The following is a 25200-nucleotide window of genomic DNA, read 5'->3' on the forward strand; positions in this document are numbered from 1 at the left end:
TCATGTTTAAAAATAAATCATATATCGGAATTTCGTTTATTATTTTAATCTTCGGAATTTATGCCGTGCCTAAAATTGTTGACAGAATAAAAAATGGTGAAGTTGTAAAAGGAAACCGTTTAGATAATGTAGGATTAAAAAACTCTAAATCTGATGCAAAACTTATTACAATAGGACCGGCACCTAAATTTGATTTAACAAATCAGGATAATGCTAAAATTTCAAATGAAACCTATAAAGGAAAAGTATATGTTTTGGAGTTTTTCTTTACAACTTGTCCATCGATTTGTCCTAAGATGAATTTAAGCATGTTAGAAATTGAAAAAACGTTTTTTGGTAATCCAAATTTCGGGATTGTTTCCATTACAATCGATCCTAAACATGATACACCGCAAGTTTTAAAAGACCACGCTAAGTTATTAGGTGTAAAATCTTCTAACTGGAATTTCCTGACAGGTGATAAAGCTACAATTATGGATTTATCAAACAAAGGTTTTAATCTTTATGCTGGCGAGAATGATAAAGTAAGCGGCGGTTTTGAGCATTCTGGTTTGTTTGCTTTAATTGATAAAGATGGAAATATTCGTTGCAGAAAAGATGAATTTGGTAATCCAAACATTTACTATGACGGATTAGATAAAAAAGGAGTTAGAGATATTCAAGAGGATATTAAAATATTATTAGAAGAATAAAGATGGAAGATCATTCATTAGAAAAAAAATACAGCAAACTTATTGTTGCAGTTTCAATTATTATTCCGGTCGTAGTAGCAATACTATTTGGAGTAAAATTAAAAGATTTTGGAATCAATGTAGAACCGCTTTCATTTCTTCCTCCCATTTATGCTACCACAAATGGTATTACAGCAATTGTTTTGGTTTGGGCAGTAATTGCTATCAAAAACGGAAAACAAAAACTTCACGAACGTTTAATGACTTTTGCTATTGCGCTTTCGGTTGCTTTTTTGGTAATGTATGTAGCGTATCATATGACAGCCGATTCTACTAAATTTGGTGGAGAAGGAGCAATACGATATATTTATTTCTTTATTTTAGTAACACATATCTTATTGTCTATTGCAATTATTCCGTTGGTATTGATTACTTATGTAAGAGCACTTGCCCAACGTTTTGACAGACATAGAAAAATAGCTAAAATAACATTCCCGCTTTGGTTGTATGTTGCAGTTACAGGCGTAGTAGTTTACTTAATGATTTCTCCTTATTATGTTTAAAATAGAAAATAGAATACAGAATAAAGAATACAGAATACAGAATATTGAAAATAGAGAAGATAATGCTAAAAAAAGTTTTTCAGCTAAATATGTATTTCTATTTTCTATTCTCTTTTCTCTTTTCTCTTCTCTCACAGCTAATGCCCAATGCGCGATGTGTCGTGCAGCACTTGCAGGAGATTCGAATGTGAAAAAAGCCGAGGCTGTAAATAATGGAATAGTCTATTTGATGGTCGTTCCTTATTTACTGGTTGCCATAATTGGATATCTGATTTATAGAATGTACCAATCAAAAAAGAAAAAAGCAGAATAATTATATTCTGTTTTTTTTTTATTTTTTATTTCAGTCCATCTACAGAAACATTTACCGTTCCGTTTATTTTTATAAAAGCGATAATAGCCTGATTGGTCAGCTGAATTTTATCAAACTGGATATCTTCCATTTTTCCATTTACGAAAACGCCTGGCATTGGTGAATAATTTTTAAGATAAGCCGCCATGCTTTTTTTTCCTTCTTCCAGATTTGGCTGAATCGAATATCGACAGCTTTCTTCCATTTTTCTCAATATATATCCCTGACCTAACCAGCTTGCCGTTCTCATGAGCTTACTTTTTGTATCTAACACATAATCGAGTTTCTCAAAATAAATCTCTTTTGTCTGCGGATTATATTGCGGAAATCCGTTTAAATAAAGTGTTCCGTTTATAGAACCTAAAACGTCAAGTGCAATAACCATTTTTCCGTTTTTGTGCCAGATAGAAACATTTTTCACCGTTATTTTTTTGCTTCCCGAACCAAATTCCTGTCCTGCAAAATTTTTGGTCATGATTTTCGAAGCATCAATATAAGTTGAAATTGCTGCAATATTAGCTGAAATTTGATTCGGGATTTTTGCTACAGGCTTCAAAACAATTTTACTGGCATTGAATCTCGATTCAGGTTGTTTACCCACAATAGTTTCCATATTGCATTTCATTCCCATGTCTAATAAAAACAAATCATTTTTGAGTTTTGCGTTTGTAGAATAAACTTCGACAGGCACAATTCTTAACCAGCTTTCATAAGTATCGCTCATCTGGAACGGAGTACATATTTTTTCTAATGCTGATAAAACGTTCGGTTTAAAATCCATTGATTTTTCGATTGCTTCGTCTATTTTCTTTTCAATTTTAGATTTAAAAATAGAAATTGCCGGATTTACTAAATAAGTTATTGGCATACTTTTTCCAAATACAAGCATCGTAGGACTTTCGTTCCAGTCTAATGATCTGAACTCGGTTTTAGTATTTAGTTTCCAGTTGGTCAAGGCTACTTCACTCGATAAAGTAATTACGCCATTTAAGTTAAATTCTCTAACATCGTAAAGATCAACGCCAAGTTTTTTAGTACCAATACGGTATTTTACGGTGGCTTTTAATGGTAAAATTGTTTTTATCTTTTTATCCGGATTTGCGGGATCATTTTGAATCTTGATAGGAGCCTGTTTCCAGATTTTCATTTCGATATCATCATCCTCAATATTATTGTCTTCATAAATTAAACCATTCAGCAAAGAGTTGGTTTGATTTTGAATGTCGCTAAGTTTTACCGTTATAGGTAAATTGATAAAGGACGGATTTGCGTCATAAACAAGCGGACTTGCATCGTCTGGTTCCGGTTTTAAAGTTTCTAATTTTTGAGATGTAGAACAGCTTGTAAGCAGTGTAAGTGCTGTAAACAGAGAGAGAATTGAAAAAAACTTCATCGTTAAGATTTTTTAAGTGATGCAAAATTAAGAAAACAATTATATTATCTTAAAAAAGTGTAACAATTGATAACAAATTGAGTCTTATTGTAATAACCAAACGCAATTATTAACGTTTTTTTACCATAAATTACTTATAAAAAATATTATTATTGTTTTAAAATTTAACAGTACGATGATCGAAATCAAAGATTTACATAAATCCTATAAAATGGGAAGTTCAGAATTGCATGTGTTAAAAGGTATTAATTTTAATATTGAAGAAGGCGAATTAGTTGCGATTATGGGATCATCAGGATCTGGAAAATCTACGCTTTTAAATATTCTGGGAATTCTTGATGAAGCAGATTCAGGCAGTTATATTTTAGATAAAACTCCAATAAAGAATCTAAACGAAACAATAGCTTCAAGATATCGAAATAAATTTCTGGGATTTGTATTTCAGTCTTTCAATTTAATAAACTACAAAACGGCACTTGATAATGTTGCAATGCCTTTATACTATCAAGGTGTAAAGAGAAAAGAACGTTATGAAATTGCCATGAAATATTTAGAGAAAGTGGGCTTGGGTTCGCATTCGCACCATTTGCCAAATGAACTTTCCGGAGGTCAGAAACAACGTGTTGCAATTGCCAGGGCATTGGCTTCAAATCCAAAAGTTTTATTGGCAGATGAGCCAACAGGAGCTTTGGATACTAAAACTTCTTATGAAGTTATGGAACTTATTCAGGGAATTAACGATGAAGGAAAAACAATTTTAATTGTTACGCACGAACCTGATATTGCTGCAATGTGCAAAAGAAATGTGGTCCTGAAAGACGGATTAATTATAGATGATAAATTGGTAGAACAAGTTAGAGCAGCATCTTATGTTTAATATTGAGCGTTGGCAGGAAATATTTGAGGCAATTTCTAAAAACCGACTAAGAACATTTCTTACCGGAATTTCTGTGGCTTCAGGTATTTTTATTTTGGTGATTCTGCTTGGAGCTGGTAAAGGACTTCAAAACGGAATTCAGAAACAATTTGAAAATGATGCTGTAGGAATTATCGAAATTTGGACCAATACCACTACAAAAGAATATAAAGGATTGAATCCGGGAAGACAAATTCAGCTGCGAAATAGCGATTATGATCTTCCGGTAATGAAATTTGGCGATCAAATCGATAAAAAATCCGCTACAAATATCACGCGTGGTGTAATTGTAACTTACGGCAAAGAATCTGGAAATTATCAGTACAGAGGGGTAAATCCGGATTATTTAGACATAGAAAACGGGACTATAATTCAAGGAAGATTTTTAAACGATAATGATTTAAAAAATAATGAAAAAGTGACTGCAATTGGTTTAAAACTTAAGCAGGATATCTTTAAGGAAGAAGATGCAATTGGAAAAGAAATTTCAGTAAATGGTATTAATTTTAAAGTAATTGGAGTCTTTACAGATCCTTCGGGCGAGAGAGAAGAGACACGATTATATATGCCTATGACCACTATTCAGCGTGCTTATGGCGGTGGAGATAAAATTACAGGAATGATGTTCGTTTTAAATAAAAAAGCAGATTATGACGAAGCATTAGCACAATCTAAACAATTTACAAATGATGTAAGACAGTTGCTGAAGAGTAAAAACATTATTGCTCCGGACGATGACAGCGCAATTGGAATTTATAATTCTGTACAAGAAGCAAAACAGTATTATGACTTAAATCTCTATATCAAATTATTTTTCTGGTGGGTTGGTATTTGTACCATTATTGCCGGAGTTGTTGGGGTAAGTAATATCATGCTTATTATAGTTAAAGAACGAACGAAAGAAATTGGAATTAGAAAAGCTTTGGGAGCATCGCCTTTTTCTATTATTTCGATGATACTTCATGAATCCATATTTATTACCACTATTGCAGGTTTTGTAGGATTGCTGGCCAGTTTGCTGTTATTAGAATTTGTTGGACCAATGGTTCAGAGTGAATATTTTAGAAATCCCGAGGTCGATTTTAGTGTGGCTTTGACAACACTTGTTTTACTGGTGTTTGCCGGTGCATTGGCAGGATTTTTTCCGGCGTATCGAGCAGCCAAAATTAGACCTATTGTAGCACTTAGAGACGAATAATTATGTTTAAGAAAGATAATTGGGATGAGATTTTACAGGCCTTAACGGCCAACGTTTTTAGAACGGTTTTAACGGCATTTGGTGTATTTTGGGGAATATTTATTCTGGTAATATTACTGGCTGCAGGAAATGGTTTAGAGAACGGGGTAAAAAAAGATTTTGACGGAATAGCCACAAATACAATGTTTATGTGGAGTCAGACGACTTCTAAAGCATACAAAGGTTTGCCTAAAGTACGAAAATATGATTTTAGAAACAGTGACGTAGCAGCATTAAGAGCGGCTTTGCCGGATTTATTATATGTTTCGCCCCGTAATCAATTAGGGGATTTTAACGGAACAAATAATGTAGTGCGTGGTACAAAAACGTCAGCGTTTACCATTTATGGAGATTATCCTGAATTGATCAAGCAACAACCAATGGATATTATAAAAGGACGTTTTATAAACCAACAGGATATTAAGGAAAGACGAAAAATAGCTGTAATAGGTAAAGGTGTTATTACTGAATTATACGGAAAAGAAGAAGAAGCCGTGGGAACTTACATCAAAGTCAACGGAATCAATTTTATGGTAGTAGGAGTTTACAATTCAAAAAGAACCGGTGGAAACGCAGAACAGGAACAAAAAAATATCTTTTTACCATTTACTACTTTTCAGCAAGCTTTTAATTATGGTGATAAAGTGGGATGGATGGCTATTACATCAAGAGATGAAGTTTCTATTACAGATTTAAAACCAAAGATTTTAGAACAAATAAAAATCCTGCATTCTATAAATCCAAAGGATGATCGTGCTGTAGGAAACTTCGATTTGTATGAACAATATAATAAAGTGCAAAGTTTGTTTAATATATTAAAAATCATCGCTTATTTTGTAGGAACTTTGGTCCTGATTTCAGGAGTTATCGGAATCTCGAATATCATGCTGATTGTGGTTAAAGAACGTACAAAAGAAATAGGGATTCGAAGAGCTTTAGGAGCAACGCCGGGAGCAATTCGCGGTCAGATTTTATCTGAATCTATATTTTTGACTATTATTTCAGGAATGCTGGGAATTGCTGTTGCAACCGGAGTTATTGCAATCTTAAATATGGTGCTGGACTCTATGCCGCCGGATAGTAATATGATGTTTGCCAACCCAAGCGTAGATTTAAGAGTTGTATTTGTTGCCTTAATAATATTAGTAGGATCAGGTTTGCTGGCAGGATTTATCCCGGCGCAGACCGCAATTAATGTAAAGCCAGTAGATGCTTTACGTGCAGAATAAATTATCAATCAAAAATAATCGATTAAACCAAAAACAAAATGAAAAAAGGAATAACCGTAACCATTTTAATCTTTATTGCTATAGTTTTCTTTGGCGCGCTATATTATTTGTATGCCAAAAATCAAGAGTCTCCAATTGTCTTTAAAACTGAAAAAGCAGAGATTAAAACAATCGTAAAAACTACAATTGCAACTGGTAACATTCAACCTGACGAAGAGGTCTTAATCAAACCTAATATTTCAGGTATTATTGAGGAAGTGTATATCAAAGCAGGAGAGAAAATCAAAGCAGGAGATATGATTGCCAAAATTAGAGTTGTAGCAAATGTATCAAATGTAAGCAACACTCAGAATCAGGTACAAACGGCTAAAATTGCTTTGGATAACCAGGAAAAAATCTATAAAAGACAAAAAACCTTGTTTGATAAAGAGGTAATTTCTGCAAACGATTTTGATGCAGCACAATTAGCATATACACAAGCGAAACAAAACTATCAGGCTGCTAAACAAAGTTTAGATATCGTAAAAACAGGAACAACTACATCATTAGGTAATTATGCAAACACCTTAATTCGTTCAACGGTAAACGGAATGGTTTTGGCAGTTCCGGTAAAAGTAGGAAATCAGGTTATCGAAAGTAATAACTTTAATGAAGGAACGACAATTGCAAGTGTTGCAGATGTTGGAAGAATGATTTTTATTGGAAAAATTGACGAATCTGAAGTTGGAAAAGTAAAAGAAAAAATGCCAATCGAGATTACAGTCGGAGCAATTGAAAACAAAAAATTCAATGCTGTTTTAACTGATATAGCTCCAAAAGGAGTTGTTGAAAATGGTGCTATTCAGTTTGAAATTAAAGCTTCTCTTGAAAATAGAGATGCAACATTTATCAGAGCTGGTTTAAGTGCAAATGCTTCTATTATTTTAGACAAAGCAGAAAAAACATTAGCAATTAAAGAATCATTAGTTCAATTTGACAAAAAAACTCAAAAGCCATATGTTGAAATAGAAACTGCTCCACAAAAATTTGAAAGAAGAGATTTAGTTTTAGGAGTTAGTGACGGAATTTATGTTCAGATTAAAAGCGGAGTAAAAGATTCAGATAAAATTAAGATCTGGAATCAGGGTTTGATCAATGAAGGAGAAAAAAAATAATTTGAAAGTATAAAGAGTTTTTGAGGTTTAAAAATTGTTAAATTTGCGTAGCATCTTGCTATGCTTTCATTCAAAATATATGAAAATAAATAAATATAATAGTCTTGTTTTTGCCATCATGTTCGGTTTTGGTTTATCGACTCAGGCACAATCAAAACAATGGACATTAGAAGAATGCGTTCGTTATGCATTAGATAATAATATCACAATAAAATTATCAGAGCTGGATGTAAAAAATGCTGCAATTGATAAAAAAGGAGCGTTAGGAAGTTATCTTCCATCAGTAAGCGGAAACGCTTCTCACTCCTGGAATATTGGTTTGAACGTTAACCCGGTAACCAATATTGCTACTACCCAAACAACCCAATATTCTTCGTTAGGCGTTAATGCAGGTGTTGATATTTACAAAGGTCTGCAAAATCAAAATACCTATAGAAGAGCCAAACTTTCTATTGTAGCATCACAATACCAGCTTTTAAAAATGCAGGAAGATATTTCACTGAATGTAGCAAATGCATTTTTGGAAATTCTTTTCAACAAAGAAAATTTAAAAGTAAAGAAAGAGCAATTATCTATTGATCAAAAACGTTTGGCGCGTTCAGAAGAAATGGTAAATGCAGGAACAATCCCGCGTGGCGATTTGTATGATTTAAAGGCTACTGAAGCAACAGATCAGCAGGCGATTATTGTCGCTGAAAATAGTTTGTTAATCTCTAAATTGAGTCTGGCGCAGCTTTTACAATTAAAAGAGTTTGCCGATTTTGATGTTATAGATGATACAAATGCAAAAGATGAGAATAATATCATGGCGCAAACTCCAGTTGATATTTATGCAAAAGCTAAAGAAATTAGAACAGAATTAAAATTGGCTCAGACAAATCTTGAAATTGCAGAAAAAAGCGTTGCTATTGCAAGAGGTGCTTTTCAGCCAACACTTAGAGGTTTTTACCAATTTAGCACAAGTGCAAGTTACAGTGACAGACTTATAGGAACAGATGGAAATGGAAATCCGGTTTATTCAGGACCACATTCAGTTTTAGATCAGTTTAGCGATAATAAAGGACACAATTTTGGTTTTCAGTTGAACGTTCCTATATTCAATGGTTTTTCTGTTAGAAATAATGTAGAGCGCAGCAAAGTAAGTTTAGAGAAATCTAAAATAGATTTAGAACAAAAAAGTTTAGATTTGCAACGTAACGTTTATACTGCTTTTACAGATGCCAAAGGAGCATTAAATGCATATGAATCATCAACAGTAACTTTAGAAGCAAGACAACAAGCTTACAATTATGCCAAAGAAAAGTATGATGTAGGTTTAATGAATTCATTTGATTTTACACAGGCACAAACTTTGTTAACGAATGCACAGTCAGACGTTATCAGAACAAAATATGATTACATTTTTAAAATAAAAATACTTGAATTCTACTTTGGAATTCCAATTGTCCCAATTATCACAAAATAATTTATTATGTCAAAAAAAACAATTTATTTCTTACTTGGCGGTGCAGTAATTCTTATCGTAGCTTTAGTTGCTCTTTCGAAAGCAGGAGTAATAGGAAATAAGGATGAAGGAAAAGAAGTAGAAGTTTCAAAAGTAGTAGCTTCAACAATAGTTGAAACAGTTTCAGCAACAGGTAAAATTCAACCGGAAATCGAAGTAAAACTTTCATCAATGGTTTCAGGTGAAATTATTGCACTGAATGTAAAAGAAGGTCAGGTTGTTAAAAAAGGAGACTTACTGGTAAAAATTAACCCTGATTTGTATACTTCAGGATTAGACAGATCTGTTGCCAATTTATCCGGTACAAAAGCTAGTTTAACACAATCAGAAGCTAATTATAAAGAAGCAAAAGCTAGTTACGAACGTAATAAAACACTTTATGACAAAGGTGTAATTTCTAAGTCTGACTGGGATAAATCAATTGCTACTTTTGAAGTGGCAAAAGCTACAAAACAAAGTTCTTACTATAATGTTCAAAGCGCATCTGCATCTGTAACTGAAGCCAAAGATAATTTAGGACGTACCTTAATTTATGCACCGGCAGCCGGAACAATTTCTGTTTTAAATGTAGAATTAGGAGAACGAGTTCTGGGAACGCAACAAATGGCAGGAACAGAACTTTTGAGAGTGGCAAACCTGAACAACATGGAAGTTGAAGTTGATGTTAATGAAAATGATATTGTAAAAGTAAAAATTGGTGATGAAGCAAATGTTGAAGTTGACGCTTATCTAAAAAAGAAATTTAAAGGTACTGTAACCAGTATTTCTAACTCGGCAAGTACAACCTTAACCTCAGATCAGGTAACTAATTTTAAAGTTAAAGTACGTATTTTAAAAGAATCGTATCAGGATTTATTAGAAGGCCAGCCAAGTACTTATTCGCCTTTTAGACCAGGAATGACTGCGACTGTTGATATTATTACAAGAACTAAAAACAATGTTTTGGCAGTGCCAATTAGCTCTGTTGTAGTAAAATCTGATACAACTGCCGTAAAAGATTTTAAAGTAGAAGAACCAAATGATGACAAAAAAACAGCACCGAAAAGCGATAAAAAATTCGAATGTGTTTTTGTAAAAGTAGGGGACAAAGCTAAAATCAGAATCATTAAAACAGGGATTCAGGACGATACGAATATTGAAGTCCTTTCAGGATTACAAACCGGCGATGTTGTAATTACCGGACCTTATACAACGGTTTCTAAAGAGTTAAACTCCGGCGATAAAGTGAAACTAAAAAAAGCTGATTTACCTAAAAAGTAAATAGAATTTCTTTAAAGATATTGTCAGGCTGAGCTTCTCGAGACTTCAGGACGCTCAGTCTGGCATAAATAATAATTTAAAAAATAAATACCTTGTCTTTTATCCTTAATATAGAAACTGCTACTAAAAATTGCTCCGTATCCATTGCTAAAAATGGAGAAACAATTGTATGTAAAGAAATTGCTGAAGAAGGCTATTCACATGCCGAAAAGCTGCATGTTTTTATTGAAGAAGCAATAGCCGAAGCCGGACTAAATGTTCAGGATTTAAATGCTGTTGCAGTAAGTCAGGGACCAGGTTCTTATACTGGTTTACGAATAGGAGTATCAGCAGCAAAAGGATTGTGTTTTGCTTTGAATATACCTTTAATCGCAATTGATACACTGCATACTTTAGCTTCGCAGGCAAAAGTCTCTGAAGGAAAAATTATCCCGATGCTTGATGCAAGAAGAATGGAAGTTTACAGTGAAGTTTTTAATGCTGCATTAGAAGTTGAAAGAGCAATCGAAGCAGAAGTTATTAAAGAAGATTCATTTGCAGATTATAAGGAGACAGTTTATTTCGTGGGCGATTGCGCAGACAAATGCAAGCCGGTTTTAACAAAAGAAAACTTTGTGTTTCTAGAAGAAATTAAATTTCCTTCAGCAGCTGCAATGAGTAAAATCAGTTATGATAAATATCAAAAAAGCGACACTGTAGATGTCGCTTATTTTGAACCATATTATTTAAAAGACTTCATGATGGCACCACCATCAAAAAAGCAATAACATTTATTTTTGAAGTGTAAAAGGCTGAATTGAAATTCCGGCCTCATCAAGGGCTATTTTGCAATTTTCAAGTGTTTCAGAAAAAACAGCTCCATAATTAGCATTTTTTGCCCAAGGGCGTACAGCAAAATCTATAGAACTGGCAGATAAATTCTTGACAAAAACTTCTGGTGCAGGAGTTTTAAGTACTTTTGGGTTTTTGACTAAAACATCTAAAAGAACCTCTTTTGCTTTCTTGATATCTGAGTCATAAGAAATAGAAAATGTCAAATCAGCTTTTCTTTCTCCCTGCATAGAGTAATTAATTATTGTTCCGTTTGACAAAGCTCCATTTGGTACAAAAACAGTCTGGTTATTACCCGTAAGCATCTTAGTGACAAAAATTTGAATTTCGACTACAGTAGCAATAACTCCTTGCGCCTCGATTGTATCCCCAACTTTAAAAGGTTTGAAAACGATAATTAGCATTCCGCCTGCAAAATTAGAAAGAGAACCCTGCAATGATAAACCTACGGCAAGTCCCATTGCTCCTAAGATAGCAACAAATGACGAAGTCTCAATCCCGAGTTTTGAAATAAACGTTACAAATAATAAAATACGGAGCGCCCATATCAGGATGTCCGAGAGAAATTTTGTTAAGGTAGGGTCTAAATTTCTTTGAACCATTACTTTTGTAATAACCCTGTTTATTAATCTGATGGCATAAATACCAACAAATAAAATAATAAACGCAGAGACTAATTTAGGTGCATAATCAACTAATACATCAATAAATTTAGTGACATAATTGCTAATTTGATCTGGATTCATGTTCATGTTTTTTCGAATAAAAAAACCTTCTCAAAGAGAAGGCATATTAGTGGTGCAAATATAGAGATATTTTATTTTTATTAGAAAAAATGTCTTTATTCCTTATCTGTAATGGGATCGGTATTTTTTTCGATTATAGTTTCCGTTTTTTCACTGGCATCTTTTGTGGTTTCTGCAACAGCAGTTTTGGTTTCGCCGGAAACTTCGGTTGTTTTTTCTTTTACAGAATCGATTACATCACTTAATGAATCTGAAGCTTTTTCGACATATTCGCTTACAATGTCTTTTGCTTTATGGGCATATTCTACGGCATTATCTAATATTGGTTCTGCAGCTTCTTTTGCTTTTGCGATAGTTTCCTCAGCAAAAGTCTCTGCTTTCTCAATGTAAGGAGCGGCTGCTTCTTTAGCTTGTTCAAATTTAACCTCGGCTTCTGTTGTTAAATCTGAAGCAGAATCTTTGGCAGTGCCAAATAAATTCTTGAAAAATGAAGATAATCCCATAGTTTTATATTGATTAGTTTAGAATACAATATTAACTATTTTTATCTCATTATGATCTAATAATTTATTGAAAATTAAGCAGATACGAATAAAATAAAAAAGCGTCCCATTTGAGACGCTTTCTGTATTTTTTAGAACAAAATATTATGCATTTATTGCTTCAACTTTTATTGCTTCGTCATTTAGCATACTTTTCAGCATATTTTCGATTCCGCTTTTTAAAGTAAAAGTAGACGATGGACAACCGCTGCAGGCACCTTGCAGGATTACTTTAACCGTTTTATCATTCTCGTTATAAGAATCAAAAGCAATGTTTCCTCCATCAGCCGCAACTGCCGGTTTTACATACTCTTCTAATATATTAATAATTTGTTGCGAGGTAACGTCTAATTTATCAAATGCTTCATCTTTAGTGATGTCATTTTTTGTAGCAACTTCAATTAAATTTTCATCTAAAACAGTTCCGCCATTTTCAATAAATTGTTTGATGAAAGTTCGTACTTCCAAAGTAATTTCGTCCCAATCGTTCACATCATATTTCGTTACCGAAATATAATTCTCATCAATAAAAACCTCTTTTACATAAGGAAATTTGAATAATTCTTTTGCTAACGGAGAAGAAGCGGTCTGGTCAATATTTTTATATTCAACAGCATTTCTGGTCAACATTCTGCTTACCACAAATTTTAAAGCAGAAGGATTTGGAGTTGTTTCCCCATAAACAGTAATTGGTTGTTTTTTAGGTTGATTTTCGTCAACTTTTATTATAACGCCGCCTTTGTCAACAAACGATTCAATTTGTTCAGCAACAGCATCTTTAACATCATCCCATTCTACAATACTGTATCTTTCGATCGCAATAAAGTTTCCTGAAATATATACTGTTTTAACAAACGGAAGATAAAATAATTGTTGTGCTAAAGGAGATGATTGTGCTTCGTCAATATTTTTAAATTCAAAATTTTGATTTTGCGTGATGAAATCTTCAAATTCAAACTTTAGTATAGTTGGATTTTGAGTTTCTTTTATGGTGATTTTTGTCATGATTTGTAATTTTCCACAAATTTAGTAAAGTTATTTTCTACTAATACCTATATTTGATTTTTTAATAAAATAATTAAGACTCTTTTCAAATAAATCGTATTAAATTATAAGAGTCCAAAATATATTTAAACAAAATTGCCTTTATGGAATTTAGGATCAAGGTTTTATTTATTTTTTTAATAACAACATTTTATTCTTATTCGCAAGAGGGAATACCTGTTTATTCTGATTACTTGTCAGATAACTATTACCTGATTCACCCATCGATGGCTGGCGCTGCCAATTGTGCAAAGATAAGATTGACAGCCAGAAAACAGTGGTTTGGTCAGGAAGATGCGCCTACACTTCAAACTTTAACTTTTAACGGAAGAATAGGGGAAAGGTCCGGAGCAGGAATTATTATTTTTAATGATAAAAATGGATATCATTCGCAAAAAGGTGTAAAGCTTACTTATGCACATCATATCATGTTTTCCAGGGATGAACTCGATTTAAACCAACTTTCGTTTGGTGTAAGCGGAGGAATAATTCAGAGTCAGCTGGATGAAACTAAATTTGGGGGCACTTTTGATCCAATTGTTTTTGGGCAGATCCAAAAAGATTCTTATTTTAATATGGATGTTGGAGCTTCTTATAATTATCTTGATTTTTATGCACATGCGACGGTTCAGGGATTGCTTGAAACCAGACGCGAATTATATACGGATTACGAAAGTGATAATGTGAGAAAGTTTCTTTTAAGTGCCGGATATGTTTTTGGTAAAAGCAATACAATTACCTGGGAACCTTCTGTTTTATTTCAGTTATTTGATAAAACAAAAGAGAAATCTGTCGATTTAAACTTAAAAGCATACAAGAGTATGGATTTTGGAAGCTTGTGGGCAGCATTATCCTATAGAAGAAGCTTTGATGGCACAGAATATAGTACCACAAGCGGTGTTGCAGCTCAAAAACTGCAATATATTACGCCAATAATTGGTATTAATTACAAGAATTTTATGTTTGCTTATACATATTCACAAGTTACGGGCGATGTAAAATTTGATACAGGAGGATACCATCAAATTACTTTGGGTATCAATTTATTTTGTAAAAGGGAACGTTACGATTGTAATTGTCCTGCTATTAACTAAATTTTTATTATGCTTATTAAATCTGTAAACGGAAAAACGCCTTCGATTCCTGAAGACTGTTATGTTGCTGAAAATGCTACAATTGTTGGTGATGTTACTTTTGGGGATTCTTGCAGTGTTTGGTTTAACGCTGTAATTCGTGGCGATGTCAATTTTATTTCAATTGGCAATAAAGTAAATATTCAGGATGGGGCAATTATTCATTGTACCTATCAAAAACATCCAACGATTATAGGCAATAATGTTTCGATAGGACATAACGCGATTGTTCACGGATGTAAAATTCATGACAATGTTTTAATTGGGATGGGAGCGATTGTAATGGATAATTGTGTTGTAGAAAGTAATTCGATTATTGCTGCAGGAGCTGTTGTAACACAAAATACAGTTGTGCCATCAGGAACTATTTATGCCGGTGTTCCTGCAAAAAAAGTAAAAGACATTGATCAATCTGACTTTGCCGGCGAGATTGAGCGTATTTCAAACAATTATGTAATGTATTCCGGATGGTTTAAGAATGAAGAATAAACTACAAATTTATTCTTTCAAAAAAGGCACTTTTATAACTTTCGCTAATTGGGATTCTTTTATCGCTAATCAAAACTTTATTTTTCTGAATTGATTTTACATGTTTTATATTGATGATATAAGACCTGTGAATTCGCGAAAAACCTTTGCTTGAAAGTAAGTTTTCCAGTTTTATAAGACTGATTAAAGTGAGTGTGAATTTATTATCTGTAGTATATATTTTGACATAATCTTTTAAACCTTCTATAAATAAAATATCCGAAAAATTCATTTTTACATTTTCATATTCAGCTCTCACAAACATAAAATCCTGTTCTAATTCCGGTGCCGTTGTGTTTTCAGAAATGGTCTGAACATTAGCAGTTGGATTTAAAATTTGTTGTGCACGGACTACTGATTTTAAAAAGCGATGAAAAGGGATGGGTTTTACCAAATAATCTACAGCGCCAAGATTAAAACCTTCAACAGCATAATCAGAAAAAGCTGTTGTAAAAATGATTAAAGGCTTCTTTTCGATCGTATTTAAGAAATCAATTCCTGAAAAATGAGGCATCTGAATGTCCAGAAAAATCAAATCAACATTATTCTGATTGATAAATGAAACGGCATCAATAGCATTATTAAAAGTGCTGATAAGTTCCAGCGAATCTATCTTTCGAACAAAATCTTCTAATAATTCAACCGCTAAAGGTTCATCGTCTATAATTACACATTTCATTTGTTGAAGTTTTAGATTTAAAAATTTGGTTTGGTGCTCAAAAGTAGTTTTAAACCAGTAAAATAAGTTTTAAAATTATCATAAAATACTGATTGAGTTAAAATTATCCGTTTACCGTAATCGTTTTGCTTAAAGTATAACCATCTGTTAGATTGCCGGTTAAGGTTGCTAATTCATCGGCTAAACTATCAGAGAACACATTATCTTTTGTATTAGAAGTGTCAGCCTGACCGTGAGCGGCATAATTTGTACTTGAGTAAACGGTACTTGAAACAGTTTCAGGAAAAGCAATTTGCGTGACCAATAATGAAGCTCCGCTGCTGCTTAAAACTTCAACATGCACATGAGGTGCCCGACCTTGATACCAACCCGGAAAAATCGAAATAAATGAAACTTCTCCTTTAGAATTTGTGGTTTGTCTGCCTCTTAAAAAATGAACAGATGTATAATCTGTCTGCTGCATAGAAGTCCCGCCATATTCTGAATAATTCCCGTCTTTATCACAATGCCAAACATCAACTAAAACACCGGAAAGCGGTGAACAATTATTGTTTTTGTTTTCGATAACTAAATTAATCAGCAAAGCAACTCCAATACGATCAGATTTTATGTTTTCTAAAACCAATTGGCTAGGTGTTTTAATAGGGAACGGACCTTTAGTTTCTGATGGAGAAACAGTGCAGCTTCCATCGCCCGAAGAATTTGTGCCACTGTCATCATTATCATTTTTAGAACAGGATTCTAATAACTTAGAAGCTGTTGCTAACGAAGCAATTCCTAAAATACCATTTCTAATGAATTTTTTTCTGTCCATAGTCAGTTCTGTTTAATTTATTGCAGTTTGGATTTTATCTAATTTTAAATTCAAATGCACACGATAATATTCATTGTCTTGTGTGATTTTAAGTTCATGCGCATTTGGATAAAGCAAATCCAGTCGGTTTTGAATGTTTACCAAACCTATTCCTGAATTGTCAGGATCTTTAACATAGTTTTCAATCGTATTTTCGATCCAGAAATCAAGACTGTTTTCCAGAATAAAAATTTTGATCTTTACATGTGCCGCGCCTTTGTAATCAGTTCCATATTTAAAAGCATTTTCTACAAACGAAATCAATAATAAAGGCTCAATAAACTTGTTGCGCGTATCGCCATGAACATTGATAACAATATCTTCGATATTATTGAGTCTTAATTTTTGCAGCTCAATATAATTCTGAATGTAATTGATTTCTTTTTCTAAAGCCACCGTTTTATTATCCGTTTCATACAGCATATAGCGCATTAATTCTGATAATGTTACGATGGCATCAGGGACCAAATCAGATTTTTTATGTGCCAGAGAATAAATACTGTTTAATGAATTGAATAGAAAATGCGGATTGGTTTGTTTGCGCAAATAAATCAATTCAGTATTTGTTCTATGGGTTTCGGCAATTAATTTGTTTTGTTGGTTGTTATAAAATTCAGTTAGTGTTCTAATAATAGCACTAATGGTAATGATTAAAATATAGAAAAAAGAGGGCCCAATTTTAAAAAATAAGGGTTGCCTTGTAGCCATTATAGCTCTGACCCGTTTTCCTTTAAATATTAATTTAAGATCTTCAGGAGGAGGACCCATTGCGGGTCTTGTATGCCTAAATTCAGGGATAAAATAATTAATCCTGATAATCATAAAAAGTAAAATAAGAGCAAATACAAATACAAAATAAAGCCAGTATTTTTTTTCTAAAAGTAACGCAGGAACCAAATAAAAATAGTTCAGATAAAACAGCAAAATTCCGGTACTCCATTGTACATAAAAGTCATTATTGATCCTAAACGGACTTTCATAAAATTGAATTAATGAAGTCAGAATAAAGAAAACCCATATAATGCAATGGAATAAAATTTTATTTGAGCTTGTATTTTTGATGGTATCTAGTGTCATTTATAATTTTATTTTTAATAAAATTAAATCATTTTTGGTTACCGTTGGTGATATCTTTTGGTTGAGTTTTTCTACCACTAAATCTGCAACTTTTAAAGCATCGCTTTCTGTCGAAAAACTTTTAGTGTCATTTATTACCGGAATAACAGACTGCTTGATGATGATTTTATTTTTAAAAGCAACCGTATATCCCCATCCTGTTGTGGTTTTGAAGGAGGTACTTTTAAATTTCTCATGCTTTACACAAGCCGTAAATTGTAAAACCAATAAAATAAACAGTAAATTCTTCTGGATTTTATTCCAGAAGAATTGTTTTTTTATATTAATTATCATCGCTGTTTTGTTCTTCTAAAGGTTTGAATTCCCATGCGTCATCAAAGTATGTAGAACCCACTCTTCCTAACATATAAAAACCACGATTATTAATCGCAAAACCAACAGCATCAGTTCTGCTGGCTCCTTCCATAGGAGTTCTTTCTGTCCATAAATCTGTTGCCGGATTATATTCCCAGATTGTCTTGATGCTTTCTCCACCCACAACATATCCTAGTCCGTTCATAGCGAAACTCGAAGCGTTTGAGCGAACAATTGCATAGTCATCATTATAGCTGTAATCATCATCAGTATCCTTGTCGATATCACGTTTTCTGGTCCAGACATCAGTAGCAGGATCAAATTCCCAGAAATCTTCCTGATAAACGCCATTGTTTATTCCGGTTCCCAGATAAACCTTATCTGCAATTACAAAAGCAGTGGCATTACGTCTTTTATTTCCGCTAAATCCGTTTACAAGCGTCCATGTATTGGTAACATCACTATATTGGTAGAAATCCTTAAGATAATTTCCGTCATATCCAGTGCCAAAATAAGCTTTTCCTCCCGCCTGAAATCCTACGGCAGCGTAACGCCCAGTTCCTGCAAAATCAGTTTTTTGAGTCCAGCTATTGCTGGTTGGATCGTATTGGTAAAAATCTTTTAATTTATTTGTTCCATCGTAACCAAGACCAATATATCCTTTTTCGTTAAGAGCAAAACTAGAAGCAGAACTTCTGCCAACACCTGTAAAATCTGCTTTTTGTTCCCAATAATCACCGGTAGAATTATAAGCCCATAAATCTTTTAAATAAACATCACCAGTATAACCTGTTGCTACATAAGCATAATCTCCAATAACAAAACTGGTAGCACTAGATCTTGCAGGGCCATCAAATGCTGATTTTTTCACCCAGTTCCCCATTAAATCATCATCATCGTCGTCGTTGCTGCAGCCTATAAAAACCAGACTGGAAAACAATGCCGCGAATAATATTCCTTTTTTAAAATTATTCATAGTGTATTAAATTTATTTATTGTTTGTATTTGATGCCAATTCCTAAAACGTAACCGTTGCCGGTATTAAAATCATAAACCTTATGATTTTCATTATCAATCAGATTGTATTTTTTGTCAAAATCATATCCTGCTTTCAAATTCAGAAACCAGTTTTTGTCTACATTTCTTTCATATTCAATAGCCGAAGTCATTTGATATAAACTAACTTTTGTGGCATTATTATCCAGATTGTTTTGTGAATCTAAATGGTAAAAATTGCCATTAAAACTATTGCTGAGACTAAACTTATTTCTACTATTATTGGAGTATGAAATTTTCGAATCCGGAAACCCAATCAGTAAAGAACTTTTATTATTTATTACATAATTTAAGGCTAGAACTGGCATGAATTCAGGCGTGCCAAAAACAGTTGTTCGTGCTGCACCAATGCTAATATTAGTTTTCGAATTTAATTGCTGTTTGATCTCAAAACTCCCTAATATAGAAAAATCAGAAGCGTTTAAATTGCTTTGAAAATTTACCATTGGAGTAATAGAAAAATCTAAACTTGTTCTGTCTGATAGCTCATGAGAAAATTTAAGCTTGTCCTGAATCAGATTAAATCCATCCAAATTCTGATATGTTTTATAGGTGCCTAATTCATAATTCACTTTCAAATTCGAATATTCTAAAGTATTTGTCAAAGTGCTTTTACTGTCTGCTTTTTTGTTAAATGAAACACTTATGTTGGTTTCATTAAAATCAATCTGATCAGTAGACGCTGTTTTTGCATTCATATTTACTGAAAAGTTCTCCTGAGCTTTCATATTAAAAATTGAAATTAAAAAAACCGAACAAATTAAAAACCTTGTTTTCATTACTTATTTATTGGTTCAAAAGTAGGAGGCTAATGGTTTTAAAAAAAAGAAGATATATGTATGGTACTTTTTAATAGACTAAACAGCCTTTTTTAAGGTTGAATGAAGTATTGCCGGCGATTAATCTATTGTAGATGTTTTTTTGCTGTTTATAGTGCAAAAACACGTGACTGTATATGTTATAGTGTAATGCAGAAGAGTGCATTTTATATTTGTTCAAAAAATAGATTATGCACAAGTTTATATTGATGTTGTTCCTGGCAGTTACCGTAATCTCATGCGGAACTGATTCTGATTCCGGCGAATTTGTTGTTGGATCTGATTATTTGGCTTTAGGCAATAAAGTTATTTTGATCGATACGGTAACGGTGGACATGTCTACGATAAATTTCGATTCGCTTGTTACATCCAATCAAAGCAGAATCCTGATTGGTAATTATGATGATGCGATTTACGGAAAGGTAAAATCAAACAGTTATTTTCAACTGGCTTCAGAATCGTATACCTTAAATAGCAGTGGATCTGATACAGAAACAACGAATTATGTGTTCGACTCTATTGCTATGATTTTAAAATATGATAATTATTATTATGGCGATACAACAAAAGTGCAAACGTTTGATATTCATCGATTGACCCAAAAAGTAAAACCAAATACTGATGATAATAATTTTTATAATAACTCAGTTTTAAGTTATAGTGATGAAAGTCTTGGAACAATTTCGTACAAGCCAAGACCAACAGAAAAGGACTCTGTAAATATTAAAATGAGTGATGCGTTTGGTGCGGCTTTATTTCAGAAATTAAAGAAAAGAGAAATTACGGATTTTGATAGTTTCAATGAATATTTAAAAGGCCTCGTTCTTGTGCCATCAACGTCTAATTCTTCGAGTGTAATTGGTTTTCACGTCGCAACAAGTAAAGTAAGATTGTATTATTCAAAATATCAGGCAGATACTGAAGAAGTTCCTTTTATATTAGATTTTACGATTTTAGATGCCACAAAGCAATTCAATTCTATTTCATTAGACAGAACTGGAACCCTTCTTCAGAATTTACCCGTCTCGAGTAGTAAGTTGTCAAGCGTATTAACAAATCAGCAGGGATTTATTCAATCAGGTACAGGAGTAGCTTGCAGAATTGATTTTCCCAATATTAAACAACTCAAATATATTTCTGAAAAAGGTACCATTGTAGATGCTCAATTATTGCTGAAACCGGTTAATAATACCTATTCAGAACGGTATCCTTTGGCAGATTCCTTAAAGATTTATGTAGGCGATAATCTAAATAGAATCAGTGGTTCATTAGTGAATTCTGCAGGTACAGCGGTTTTTGGTATCCTGAATAAAAAAACGGATGAGTTTAACGAAAATGTTGGATATACCGTTTCTGTTGGTAACTTTTTGCAAAAAGAAATGATAAAAGCATCTGATTCTAAATCATCTCTTATTCTAACATTGCCTGGAATTTCTAAATCTGTGAATAGGGTTGTCCTGGGAGATCAAAAACATATAAACAATAAAATCCAGCTTAAAATTTATTATATCTCTTATTAAATGAAAAGTAAAATAGCATATTTAAGTTGCTTCATATTAATGTCGATAACTTCATTTTCTCAAAGTGTTTCAAGTTCGCCATATTCATTATATGGAGTAGGGAGTCTTTATGATGCAGATTTCGGAGTACTTCCGTCGATTGGTTCTTCAGGAATTGCTTTGCCATCAGATACGTTTATAAATAACCTAAATCCCGCATCGTTAGGGTATTTACCTCAAAATCACTTTATGTTTGATATTGGCGGAAAAGCTATTTCTACTACTTATCAAAGCAGTTCAAGAAGCGAAAGCCGTAATAATTTTCAGTTTTCGCATATTGCTTTTGCTTTTCCGGTTACTAAAAATTCCGGATTTAGTGTGGCTTTACGACCATATTCAAGTTCAGCTTTCAAAATTTCTAATTTAAAACTGCCAATAGATAATAGTCAGGATTACTACTATTTGACTGCGACAGGAACTGGCGGATTAAATAATTTTGATTTTTCGTACGGATACAGATTTGGAAAAAAACTTTCCGTAGGAGCTTCTGCGGCTATATTATTTGGAAATACCACTGATAACAGAAATTTCCTGATTATGAATTCGATTACAAGTATCCAGAAAAAAACAAATTATAGTGGTGTAAGAGCAACATTGGGAGCTCAATATAAGATTGATTCAACTTTTACCGTTGCGACTACTTTTAAGCTGCCAAGTCATATTAAGGCTTCAAAAGTTCAAACGGTACAAACTGTAAATGATGATGTTGTTACTACGGTAGAGTCTGATGTAGCATCTGACACGGATGATTATTATATGCCCTTAGAAATGGGTATTGGGATAAGCAAACGCTTTAAAAACAATTTGAATATGACACTGGATTATGAAAAGAGTTTATGGAGCGATAGTAATCAATCTGAGTTATACGGAAATTTTGTAAATCAGGATCGATTTGCATTAGGATTTACTTATAGTACAAAAAAGAATATCCGTAAATATTGGGACAGGGTTCAATATGCCACAGGTGTAAACTTTGATACCGGATATCTTGAAGTAGATGGAAAAAGGATTAATAATGCCGCTATTTCTCTTGGACTTACTTTGCCAATTGATAATACCTATTCGGCTTTACATATCTCTTATTCATACGGACAAAAAGGAAGAATTTCAGATAATCTGATCAAAGAAAATTACCATAAAATATCCCTTAATTTATCTTTAGACGGAATTTGGTTTATCAAAAGAAAAATAGATTAATCTCTAAAAGTCTTTTTCGATAATGGGATATTTATATTCTAAAATTGATTTTAAAACTTCAGGATTTGAATTGACATAAAATAGAGGATCTGTATTTGGTGTATCAGTAAAACCAACTTTTTCACGCAGGACATTTTGAGTTTGTCGTGCAACAGCTTCTCCGGAATCAATGATCTGAATGTGTTCCGGCAGAATTTTTTTGATCTGAGGAATTAGATAAGGGTAATGACTGCAGCCCAAAACGAGATAGTCAATATTTTCATCGATCATGGGTTGAAGATAAGATTCTAATAATTGGGTCATTTCTGGAGAATTCAGATTTCCATCTTCAATAAGCTGAACAAGTCCATGACCTACTTGTTCAATTATTTTAGTGTTCTGGAACATTTCAGCTGTTTTGTTAAATAACTCGCTGTTCAATGTTCCTTTAGTTGCTAAAATACCAATTACTTGTGTTTTTGAATTATTAGCGGCTGGTTTTATTGCGGGTTCAATACCTATAAACGGAATGTTGTATGCTGCACGAAGTTCTACAATTGCATTTGTCGTAGCGGTATTACATGCTACAACAATGAGTTTACAATTCATTTCCAGTAAAAAATCGACATTTTTTTTGCTTAGTGCAACTATCTCTTCTTTGGTTCTTTGACCATAAGGAGCATTTTTGCTGTCAGCTAAATAGATTGTTTTTTCGTTTGGAAGCAAGTCGTGAATGGCGCTCCAGATGGAAGTTCCTCCAATACCAGAATCAAAAACGCCTATAGGGTTGTTATTCGTCATACTACAAATTTAGTGTTTTTTCAAATAAATTTATATTCCAATTTAAGTGAAATCTGCGAATATTTTAGTTTTTTAATTTTAATTTACTGTAAAAAAAAACTGCTTAAAACCGTAAAAGTTTTAAGCAGTTTTTTTATTTATAAGAAATCCGTTTATTAGAATCCTAAATCTTTTTTTACATCAGCAGTTATGTTTGGACCATCAGCTAATAAAAGAGTAGAACCATCTAATACGTATTGGAAACCTTTAGCTTTTCCAACTTTTTGGATAGAAGCTCTAACTTTTTCCATTAATGGTTTTACAATGTCAGTTTCTTTTTGTTGTAATTCTTTTTGAGCGTTGTCTCTGTAGTCAACGATTCTTTTTTGCATGTCCTGAACTTCTTTAGAACGTTCTCCGTTTACAGCATCAGTTACAGTTGCAGCTTCACCTTCGTATTTTTTGATTTTTACTTGGTATTCGTCAACCATTTTTTTGTATTCTGCATCGTATGTCCCACTTAATTTTTGTAGTTGATTTTGTGCATCTAGCATTGCAGGCATTTTCGACATAATCTCGCTAACATCAACATGAGCTACCTTAGCTTGTGCGTTCATTGTGTTACTTGCTCCTAAAATTAGTATTGCAGCAATTAGTAAAGTTTTGATTTGTTTCATCATTTTTAAAAATATTAATTAATTATTGGTCGTATTTGATTTTTGTGTTTCGGCTTCTTTTGCTTTTTTGGCCGCTTCTCGTTCTTCTAAAATTTTCTTTCTTCTTTCTTCTAATTCTTTTTTACGTTCCTCGTAAAGTCTTTGTCTTTCTGCAGCTTTATCAACAGCAGGTTCTGTTGTTGTAGCTTCTGTCCCGGTTGTTGCTGGCTTTGCTGTTGCATCAGTTTTTGTTGCATCTGTTTTAGCAGGTTCAGAAACCGTGCCATTTTTTTTAGCTTCTCTTTCTGCAGCAATTGCTTTTCGTCTGTCGTCGTATTCTTTTTTCTTAGCTTCTTGCTCTAATCTTCTGTCTTCAATTAATTTCTCTCTGGCTGCTTTTTTCTCATCTAAAGCTTTTTGACGGTCTGCCATTGCTGGATTTTCGTCAATAGCATTTTCCATTTTTTCTTTTGCCTCCTGATCTTTTAATTGTTTTTTATTCAATTGTTCTCTTTTATCAGTTCGGTTCAAAACACGGATAACCTGGTCGCTGATATCAAATTTTTTGTTACTGAAAAGCATCGTTAAATCGGATGATTTATCAAAAACAAAATCATAATTTTTTGCCTCGGCAATATCCTGAACAGCAGTAAAAACCTGATCTTGAATTGGCTTTGCTAATGCTGCTTTTTGATGCATTAGATTTCCTTCAGATCCAAATTGCTTTTGCTGATAATCCATCATTTCAGTTTCCAGAAATTTAATTTCTGTTTCTCTTTCATCAATAAGCTCTTTGGTAAGTAAAGCCCGTTCAGCTTTAAGACCTTCTTTAAGATTATTGATATCCAGTTTTTTGGCTTCTACATCCTGTTTCCACTTTTGGGCTTTTAGCTCTAATTGAGCTCTTGCTTCTTTGTAATCAGAGACATTTTCCAATATATATTCCATGTCAATGTAACCAATTCTTGTCGTTCTTGTCTGAGCCTGGCTTGCATTTACTGCAACCAGAGCTAAAAATATAAATAAAAATTGTTTTCTCATAACATTAGTCTATATCAAAATTTTTACACAAATGTAATAAATTTTCTA

Annotated in this window: 27 protein-coding genes; 14 read left to right on the forward strand and 13 right to left on the reverse strand. The window is 33.0% G+C overall.

Annotated elements, in window-relative coordinates; genetic code table 11:
• The first annotated feature begins 2 nt into the window (after positions 1 to 2).
• The 3 genes from BXU01_RS12400 to BXU01_RS23980 are packed head-to-tail and all read left to right on the forward strand — an operon-like array spanning position 3 to position 1547.
• Entirely contained in the window at positions 3 to 692 is a 690-nt protein-coding gene (locus BXU01_RS12400; protein WP_083693495.1) for an SCO family protein, read from the forward strand.
• A gap of 2 nt (positions 693 to 694) precedes the next feature.
• Positions 695 to 1234 carry a DUF420 domain-containing protein gene (locus BXU01_RS12405; protein WP_083693496.1) on the forward strand — a complete coding sequence of 180 codons (540 nt, stop codon included), beginning with the start codon at positions 695 to 697 and terminating at the stop codon, positions 1232 to 1234.
• Positions 1227 to 1547: a hypothetical protein gene (locus BXU01_RS23980; RefSeq protein ID WP_083693497.1), complete on the forward strand. Its 321-nt coding sequence runs from the start codon at positions 1227 to 1229 to the stop codon at positions 1545 to 1547. Before BXU01_RS12405 ends, BXU01_RS23980 begins: the two co-directional genes overlap by 8 nt.
• A gap of 25 nt (positions 1548 to 1572) precedes the next feature.
• On the opposite strand, the gene BXU01_RS12415 is transcribed toward BXU01_RS23980, so the two are convergent.
• Positions 1573 to 2979, reverse strand: coding sequence for a DUF4403 family protein (locus BXU01_RS12415; RefSeq protein ID WP_083693498.1), 1407 nt, complete (start codon positions 2977 to 2979; stop codon positions 1573 to 1575).
• Positions 2980 to 3154: 175 nt separating this feature from the next.
• On the opposite strand from BXU01_RS12415, the gene BXU01_RS12420 reads away from it, so the two are divergent.
• From BXU01_RS12420 to tsaB, 7 genes are all read left to right on the forward strand, one after another.
• Positions 3155 to 3856, forward strand: a complete 702-nt coding sequence (locus BXU01_RS12420) for an ABC transporter ATP-binding protein (protein WP_083693499.1) — start codon at positions 3155 to 3157, stop codon at positions 3854 to 3856.
• Positions 3849 to 5093: an ABC transporter permease gene (locus BXU01_RS12425; protein WP_083693500.1), complete on the forward strand. Its 1245-nt coding sequence runs from the start codon at positions 3849 to 3851 to the stop codon at positions 5091 to 5093. Before BXU01_RS12420 ends, BXU01_RS12425 begins: the two co-directional genes overlap by 8 nt.
• A 2-nt stretch (positions 5094 to 5095) precedes the next feature.
• Entirely contained in the window at positions 5096 to 6361 is a 1266-nt protein-coding gene (locus tag BXU01_RS12430) for an ABC transporter permease (RefSeq protein ID WP_083693501.1), read from the forward strand.
• Between the two features lie 38 nt (positions 6362 to 6399).
• Positions 6400 to 7515 carry an efflux RND transporter periplasmic adaptor subunit gene (locus tag BXU01_RS12435; RefSeq protein ID WP_055095137.1) on the forward strand — a complete coding sequence of 372 codons (1116 nt, stop codon included), beginning with the start codon at positions 6400 to 6402 and terminating at the stop codon, positions 7513 to 7515.
• A gap of 79 nt (positions 7516 to 7594) precedes the next feature.
• Positions 7595 to 8980 (forward strand): TolC family protein, encoded by a 1386-nt coding sequence (locus tag BXU01_RS12440; RefSeq protein ID WP_083693502.1) that lies wholly within the window; start codon positions 7595 to 7597, stop codon positions 8978 to 8980.
• Between the two features lie 6 nt (positions 8981 to 8986).
• Positions 8987 to 10279, forward strand: a complete 1293-nt coding sequence (locus BXU01_RS12445; protein ID WP_083693503.1) for an efflux RND transporter periplasmic adaptor subunit — start codon at positions 8987 to 8989, stop codon at positions 10277 to 10279.
• 92 nt (positions 10280 to 10371) lie between these two features.
• Positions 10372 to 11046: a tRNA (adenosine(37)-N6)-threonylcarbamoyltransferase complex dimerization subunit type 1 TsaB gene (gene tsaB, locus BXU01_RS12450; RefSeq protein ID WP_083693504.1), complete on the forward strand. Its 675-nt coding sequence runs from the start codon at positions 10372 to 10374 to the stop codon at positions 11044 to 11046.
• Between the two features lie 3 nt (positions 11047 to 11049).
• Here the strand turns inward: tsaB and BXU01_RS12455 are convergent, their stop codons facing one another.
• The 3 genes from BXU01_RS12455 to BXU01_RS12465 all read right to left on the reverse strand — a co-directional run bounded on the left by BXU01_RS12455 (position 11050) and on the right by BXU01_RS12465 (position 13403).
• Positions 11050 to 11862: a mechanosensitive ion channel family protein gene (locus BXU01_RS12455; protein ID WP_055095133.1), complete on the reverse strand. Its 813-nt coding sequence runs from the start codon at positions 11860 to 11862 to the stop codon at positions 11050 to 11052.
• Positions 11863 to 11951: 89 nt separating this feature from the next.
• On the reverse strand, positions 11952 to 12359 hold the full coding sequence (locus BXU01_RS12460) for a hypothetical protein (RefSeq protein WP_083693505.1): 408 nt from the start codon (positions 12357 to 12359) through the stop codon (positions 11952 to 11954).
• Positions 12360 to 12503: 144 nt separating this feature from the next.
• On the reverse strand, positions 12504 to 13403 hold the full coding sequence (locus BXU01_RS12465) for a NifU family protein (RefSeq protein ID WP_083693506.1): 900 nt from the start codon (positions 13401 to 13403) through the stop codon (positions 12504 to 12506).
• Between the two features lie 143 nt (positions 13404 to 13546).
• Between BXU01_RS12465 and BXU01_RS12470 the strand changes: the two genes are divergently transcribed.
• Positions 13547 to 14536 carry a type IX secretion system membrane protein PorP/SprF gene (locus BXU01_RS12470; protein ID WP_083693507.1) on the forward strand — a complete coding sequence of 330 codons (990 nt, stop codon included), beginning with the start codon at positions 13547 to 13549 and terminating at the stop codon, positions 14534 to 14536.
• A gap of 9 nt (positions 14537 to 14545) precedes the next feature.
• Entirely contained in the window at positions 14546 to 15064 is a 519-nt protein-coding gene (locus BXU01_RS12475) for a gamma carbonic anhydrase family protein (RefSeq protein ID WP_083693508.1), read from the forward strand.
• Position 15065: 1 nt separating this feature from the next.
• Here the strand turns inward: BXU01_RS12475 and BXU01_RS12480 are convergent, their stop codons facing one another.
• The 6 genes from BXU01_RS12480 to BXU01_RS12505 form a co-directional block, all read right to left on the reverse strand.
• The gene (locus BXU01_RS12480) at positions 15066 to 15782 is read right to left on the reverse strand and encodes a LytTR family DNA-binding domain-containing protein (RefSeq protein ID WP_083693509.1); all 717 of its coding nucleotides are present in this window, start codon (positions 15780 to 15782) and stop codon (positions 15066 to 15068) included.
• A 103-nt stretch (positions 15783 to 15885) separates the two neighbouring features.
• Positions 15886 to 16596 (reverse strand): intradiol ring-cleavage dioxygenase, encoded by a 711-nt coding sequence (locus BXU01_RS12485; RefSeq protein ID WP_083693510.1) that lies wholly within the window; start codon positions 16594 to 16596, stop codon positions 15886 to 15888.
• Positions 16597 to 16608: 12 nt separating this feature from the next.
• Positions 16609 to 17712 (reverse strand): sensor histidine kinase, encoded by a 1104-nt coding sequence (locus BXU01_RS12490; RefSeq protein ID WP_083693511.1) that lies wholly within the window; start codon positions 17710 to 17712, stop codon positions 16609 to 16611.
• Positions 17713 to 18045, reverse strand: coding sequence for a DUF4907 domain-containing protein (locus tag BXU01_RS12495; protein ID WP_083693512.1), 333 nt, complete (start codon positions 18043 to 18045; stop codon positions 17713 to 17715).
• Positions 18035 to 19042, reverse strand: a complete 1008-nt coding sequence (locus BXU01_RS12500) for a kelch repeat-containing protein (protein ID WP_083693513.1) — start codon at positions 19040 to 19042, stop codon at positions 18035 to 18037. Before BXU01_RS12500 ends, BXU01_RS12495 begins: the two co-directional genes overlap by 11 nt.
• A 16-nt stretch (positions 19043 to 19058) precedes the next feature.
• The gene (locus BXU01_RS12505; RefSeq protein WP_255373756.1) at positions 19059 to 19820 is read right to left on the reverse strand and encodes a DUF6268 family outer membrane beta-barrel protein; all 762 of its coding nucleotides are present in this window, start codon (positions 19818 to 19820) and stop codon (positions 19059 to 19061) included.
• Between the two features lie 311 nt (positions 19821 to 20131).
• Between BXU01_RS12505 and BXU01_RS12510 the strand changes: the two genes are divergently transcribed.
• Together BXU01_RS12510 and BXU01_RS12515 are read left to right on the forward strand one after the other, a co-directional pair.
• The gene (locus BXU01_RS12510) at positions 20132 to 21460 is read left to right on the forward strand and encodes a DUF4270 family protein (RefSeq protein ID WP_255373757.1); all 1329 of its coding nucleotides are present in this window, start codon (positions 20132 to 20134) and stop codon (positions 21458 to 21460) included.
• Positions 21461 to 22696: an aromatic hydrocarbon degradation protein gene (locus tag BXU01_RS12515; RefSeq protein WP_083693516.1), complete on the forward strand. Its 1236-nt coding sequence runs from the start codon at positions 21461 to 21463 to the stop codon at positions 22694 to 22696.
• A 3-nt stretch (positions 22697 to 22699) separates the two neighbouring features.
• On the opposite strand, the gene murI is transcribed toward BXU01_RS12515, so the two are convergent.
• The 3 genes from murI to BXU01_RS12530 all read right to left on the reverse strand — a co-directional run bounded on the left by murI (position 22700) and on the right by BXU01_RS12530 (position 25152).
• Positions 22700 to 23476 carry a glutamate racemase gene (gene murI / locus BXU01_RS12520; protein WP_083693517.1) on the reverse strand — a complete coding sequence of 259 codons (777 nt, stop codon included), beginning with the start codon at positions 23474 to 23476 and terminating at the stop codon, positions 22700 to 22702.
• Between the two features lie 155 nt (positions 23477 to 23631).
• A complete protein-coding gene (locus BXU01_RS12525) occupies positions 23632 to 24135 on the reverse strand; it encodes an OmpH family outer membrane protein (protein WP_198529562.1) in 504 nt (167 codons plus the stop codon).
• A gap of 15 nt (positions 24136 to 24150) precedes the next feature.
• A complete protein-coding gene (locus BXU01_RS12530) occupies positions 24151 to 25152 on the reverse strand; it encodes an OmpH family outer membrane protein (protein ID WP_083693518.1) in 1002 nt (333 codons plus the stop codon).
• Positions 25153 to 25200: the final 48 nt, after the last annotated feature.

The sequence above is a fragment of the [Flexibacter] sp. ATCC 35103 genome (assembly GCF_001975985.1).
In the GTDB taxonomy this organism is placed as follows: Bacteria; Bacteroidota; Bacteroidia; order Flavobacteriales; family Flavobacteriaceae; genus Flavobacterium.

Coding starts and splice junctions, on each gene's coding strand:
- BXU01_RS12400 (WP_083693495.1), top strand. CDS start 3: ATGTTTAAAAATAAATCATATATCGGAATTTCGTTTATTATTTTAATC.
- BXU01_RS12405 (WP_083693496.1), top strand. CDS start 695: ATGGAAGATCATTCATTAGAAAAAAAATACAGCAAACTTATTGTTGCA.
- BXU01_RS23980 (WP_083693497.1), top strand. CDS start 1,227: ATGTTTAAAATAGAAAATAGAATACAGAATAAAGAATACAGAATACAG.
- BXU01_RS12415 (WP_083693498.1), bottom strand. CDS start 2,979: ATGAAGTTTTTTTCAATTCTCTCTCTGTTTACAGCACTTACACTGCTT.
- BXU01_RS12420 (WP_083693499.1), top strand. CDS start 3,155: ATGATCGAAATCAAAGATTTACATAAATCCTATAAAATGGGAAGTTCA.
- BXU01_RS12425 (WP_083693500.1), top strand. CDS start 3,849: ATGTTTAATATTGAGCGTTGGCAGGAAATATTTGAGGCAATTTCTAAA.
- BXU01_RS12430 (WP_083693501.1), top strand. CDS start 5,096: ATGTTTAAGAAAGATAATTGGGATGAGATTTTACAGGCCTTAACGGCC.
- BXU01_RS12435 (WP_055095137.1), top strand. CDS start 6,400: ATGAAAAAAGGAATAACCGTAACCATTTTAATCTTTATTGCTATAGTT.
- BXU01_RS12440 (WP_083693502.1), top strand. CDS start 7,595: ATGAAAATAAATAAATATAATAGTCTTGTTTTTGCCATCATGTTCGGT.
- BXU01_RS12445 (WP_083693503.1), top strand. CDS start 8,987: ATGTCAAAAAAAACAATTTATTTCTTACTTGGCGGTGCAGTAATTCTT.
- BXU01_RS12455 (WP_055095133.1), bottom strand. CDS start 11,862: ATGAACATGAATCCAGATCAAATTAGCAATTATGTCACTAAATTTATT.
- BXU01_RS12460 (WP_083693505.1), bottom strand. CDS start 12,359: ATGGGATTATCTTCATTTTTCAAGAATTTATTTGGCACTGCCAAAGAT.
- BXU01_RS12465 (WP_083693506.1), bottom strand. CDS start 13,403: ATGACAAAAATCACCATAAAAGAAACTCAAAATCCAACTATACTAAAG.
- BXU01_RS12470 (WP_083693507.1), top strand. CDS start 13,547: ATGGAATTTAGGATCAAGGTTTTATTTATTTTTTTAATAACAACATTT.
- BXU01_RS12475 (WP_083693508.1), top strand. CDS start 14,546: ATGCTTATTAAATCTGTAAACGGAAAAACGCCTTCGATTCCTGAAGAC.
- BXU01_RS12480 (WP_083693509.1), bottom strand. CDS start 15,782: ATGAAATGTGTAATTATAGACGATGAACCTTTAGCGGTTGAATTATTA.
- BXU01_RS12485 (WP_083693510.1), bottom strand. CDS start 16,596: ATGGACAGAAAAAAATTCATTAGAAATGGTATTTTAGGAATTGCTTCG.
- BXU01_RS12490 (WP_083693511.1), bottom strand. CDS start 17,712: ATGACACTAGATACCATCAAAAATACAAGCTCAAATAAAATTTTATTC.
- BXU01_RS12495 (WP_083693512.1), bottom strand. CDS start 18,045: ATGATAATTAATATAAAAAAACAATTCTTCTGGAATAAAATCCAGAAG.
- BXU01_RS12500 (WP_083693513.1), bottom strand. CDS start 19,042: ATGAATAATTTTAAAAAAGGAATATTATTCGCGGCATTGTTTTCCAGT.
- BXU01_RS12505 (WP_255373756.1), bottom strand. CDS start 19,820: ATGAATGCAAAAACAGCGTCTACTGATCAGATTGATTTTAATGAAACC.
- BXU01_RS12510 (WP_255373757.1), top strand. CDS start 20,132: ATGCACAAGTTTATATTGATGTTGTTCCTGGCAGTTACCGTAATCTCA.
- BXU01_RS12515 (WP_083693516.1), top strand. CDS start 21,461: ATGAAAAGTAAAATAGCATATTTAAGTTGCTTCATATTAATGTCGATA.
- murI (WP_083693517.1), bottom strand. CDS start 23,476: ATGACGAATAACAACCCTATAGGCGTTTTTGATTCTGGTATTGGAGGA.
- BXU01_RS12525 (WP_198529562.1), bottom strand. CDS start 24,135: ATGATGAAACAAATCAAAACTTTACTAATTGCTGCAATACTAATTTTA.
- BXU01_RS12530 (WP_083693518.1), bottom strand. CDS start 25,152: ATGAGAAAACAATTTTTATTTATATTTTTAGCTCTGGTTGCAGTAAAT.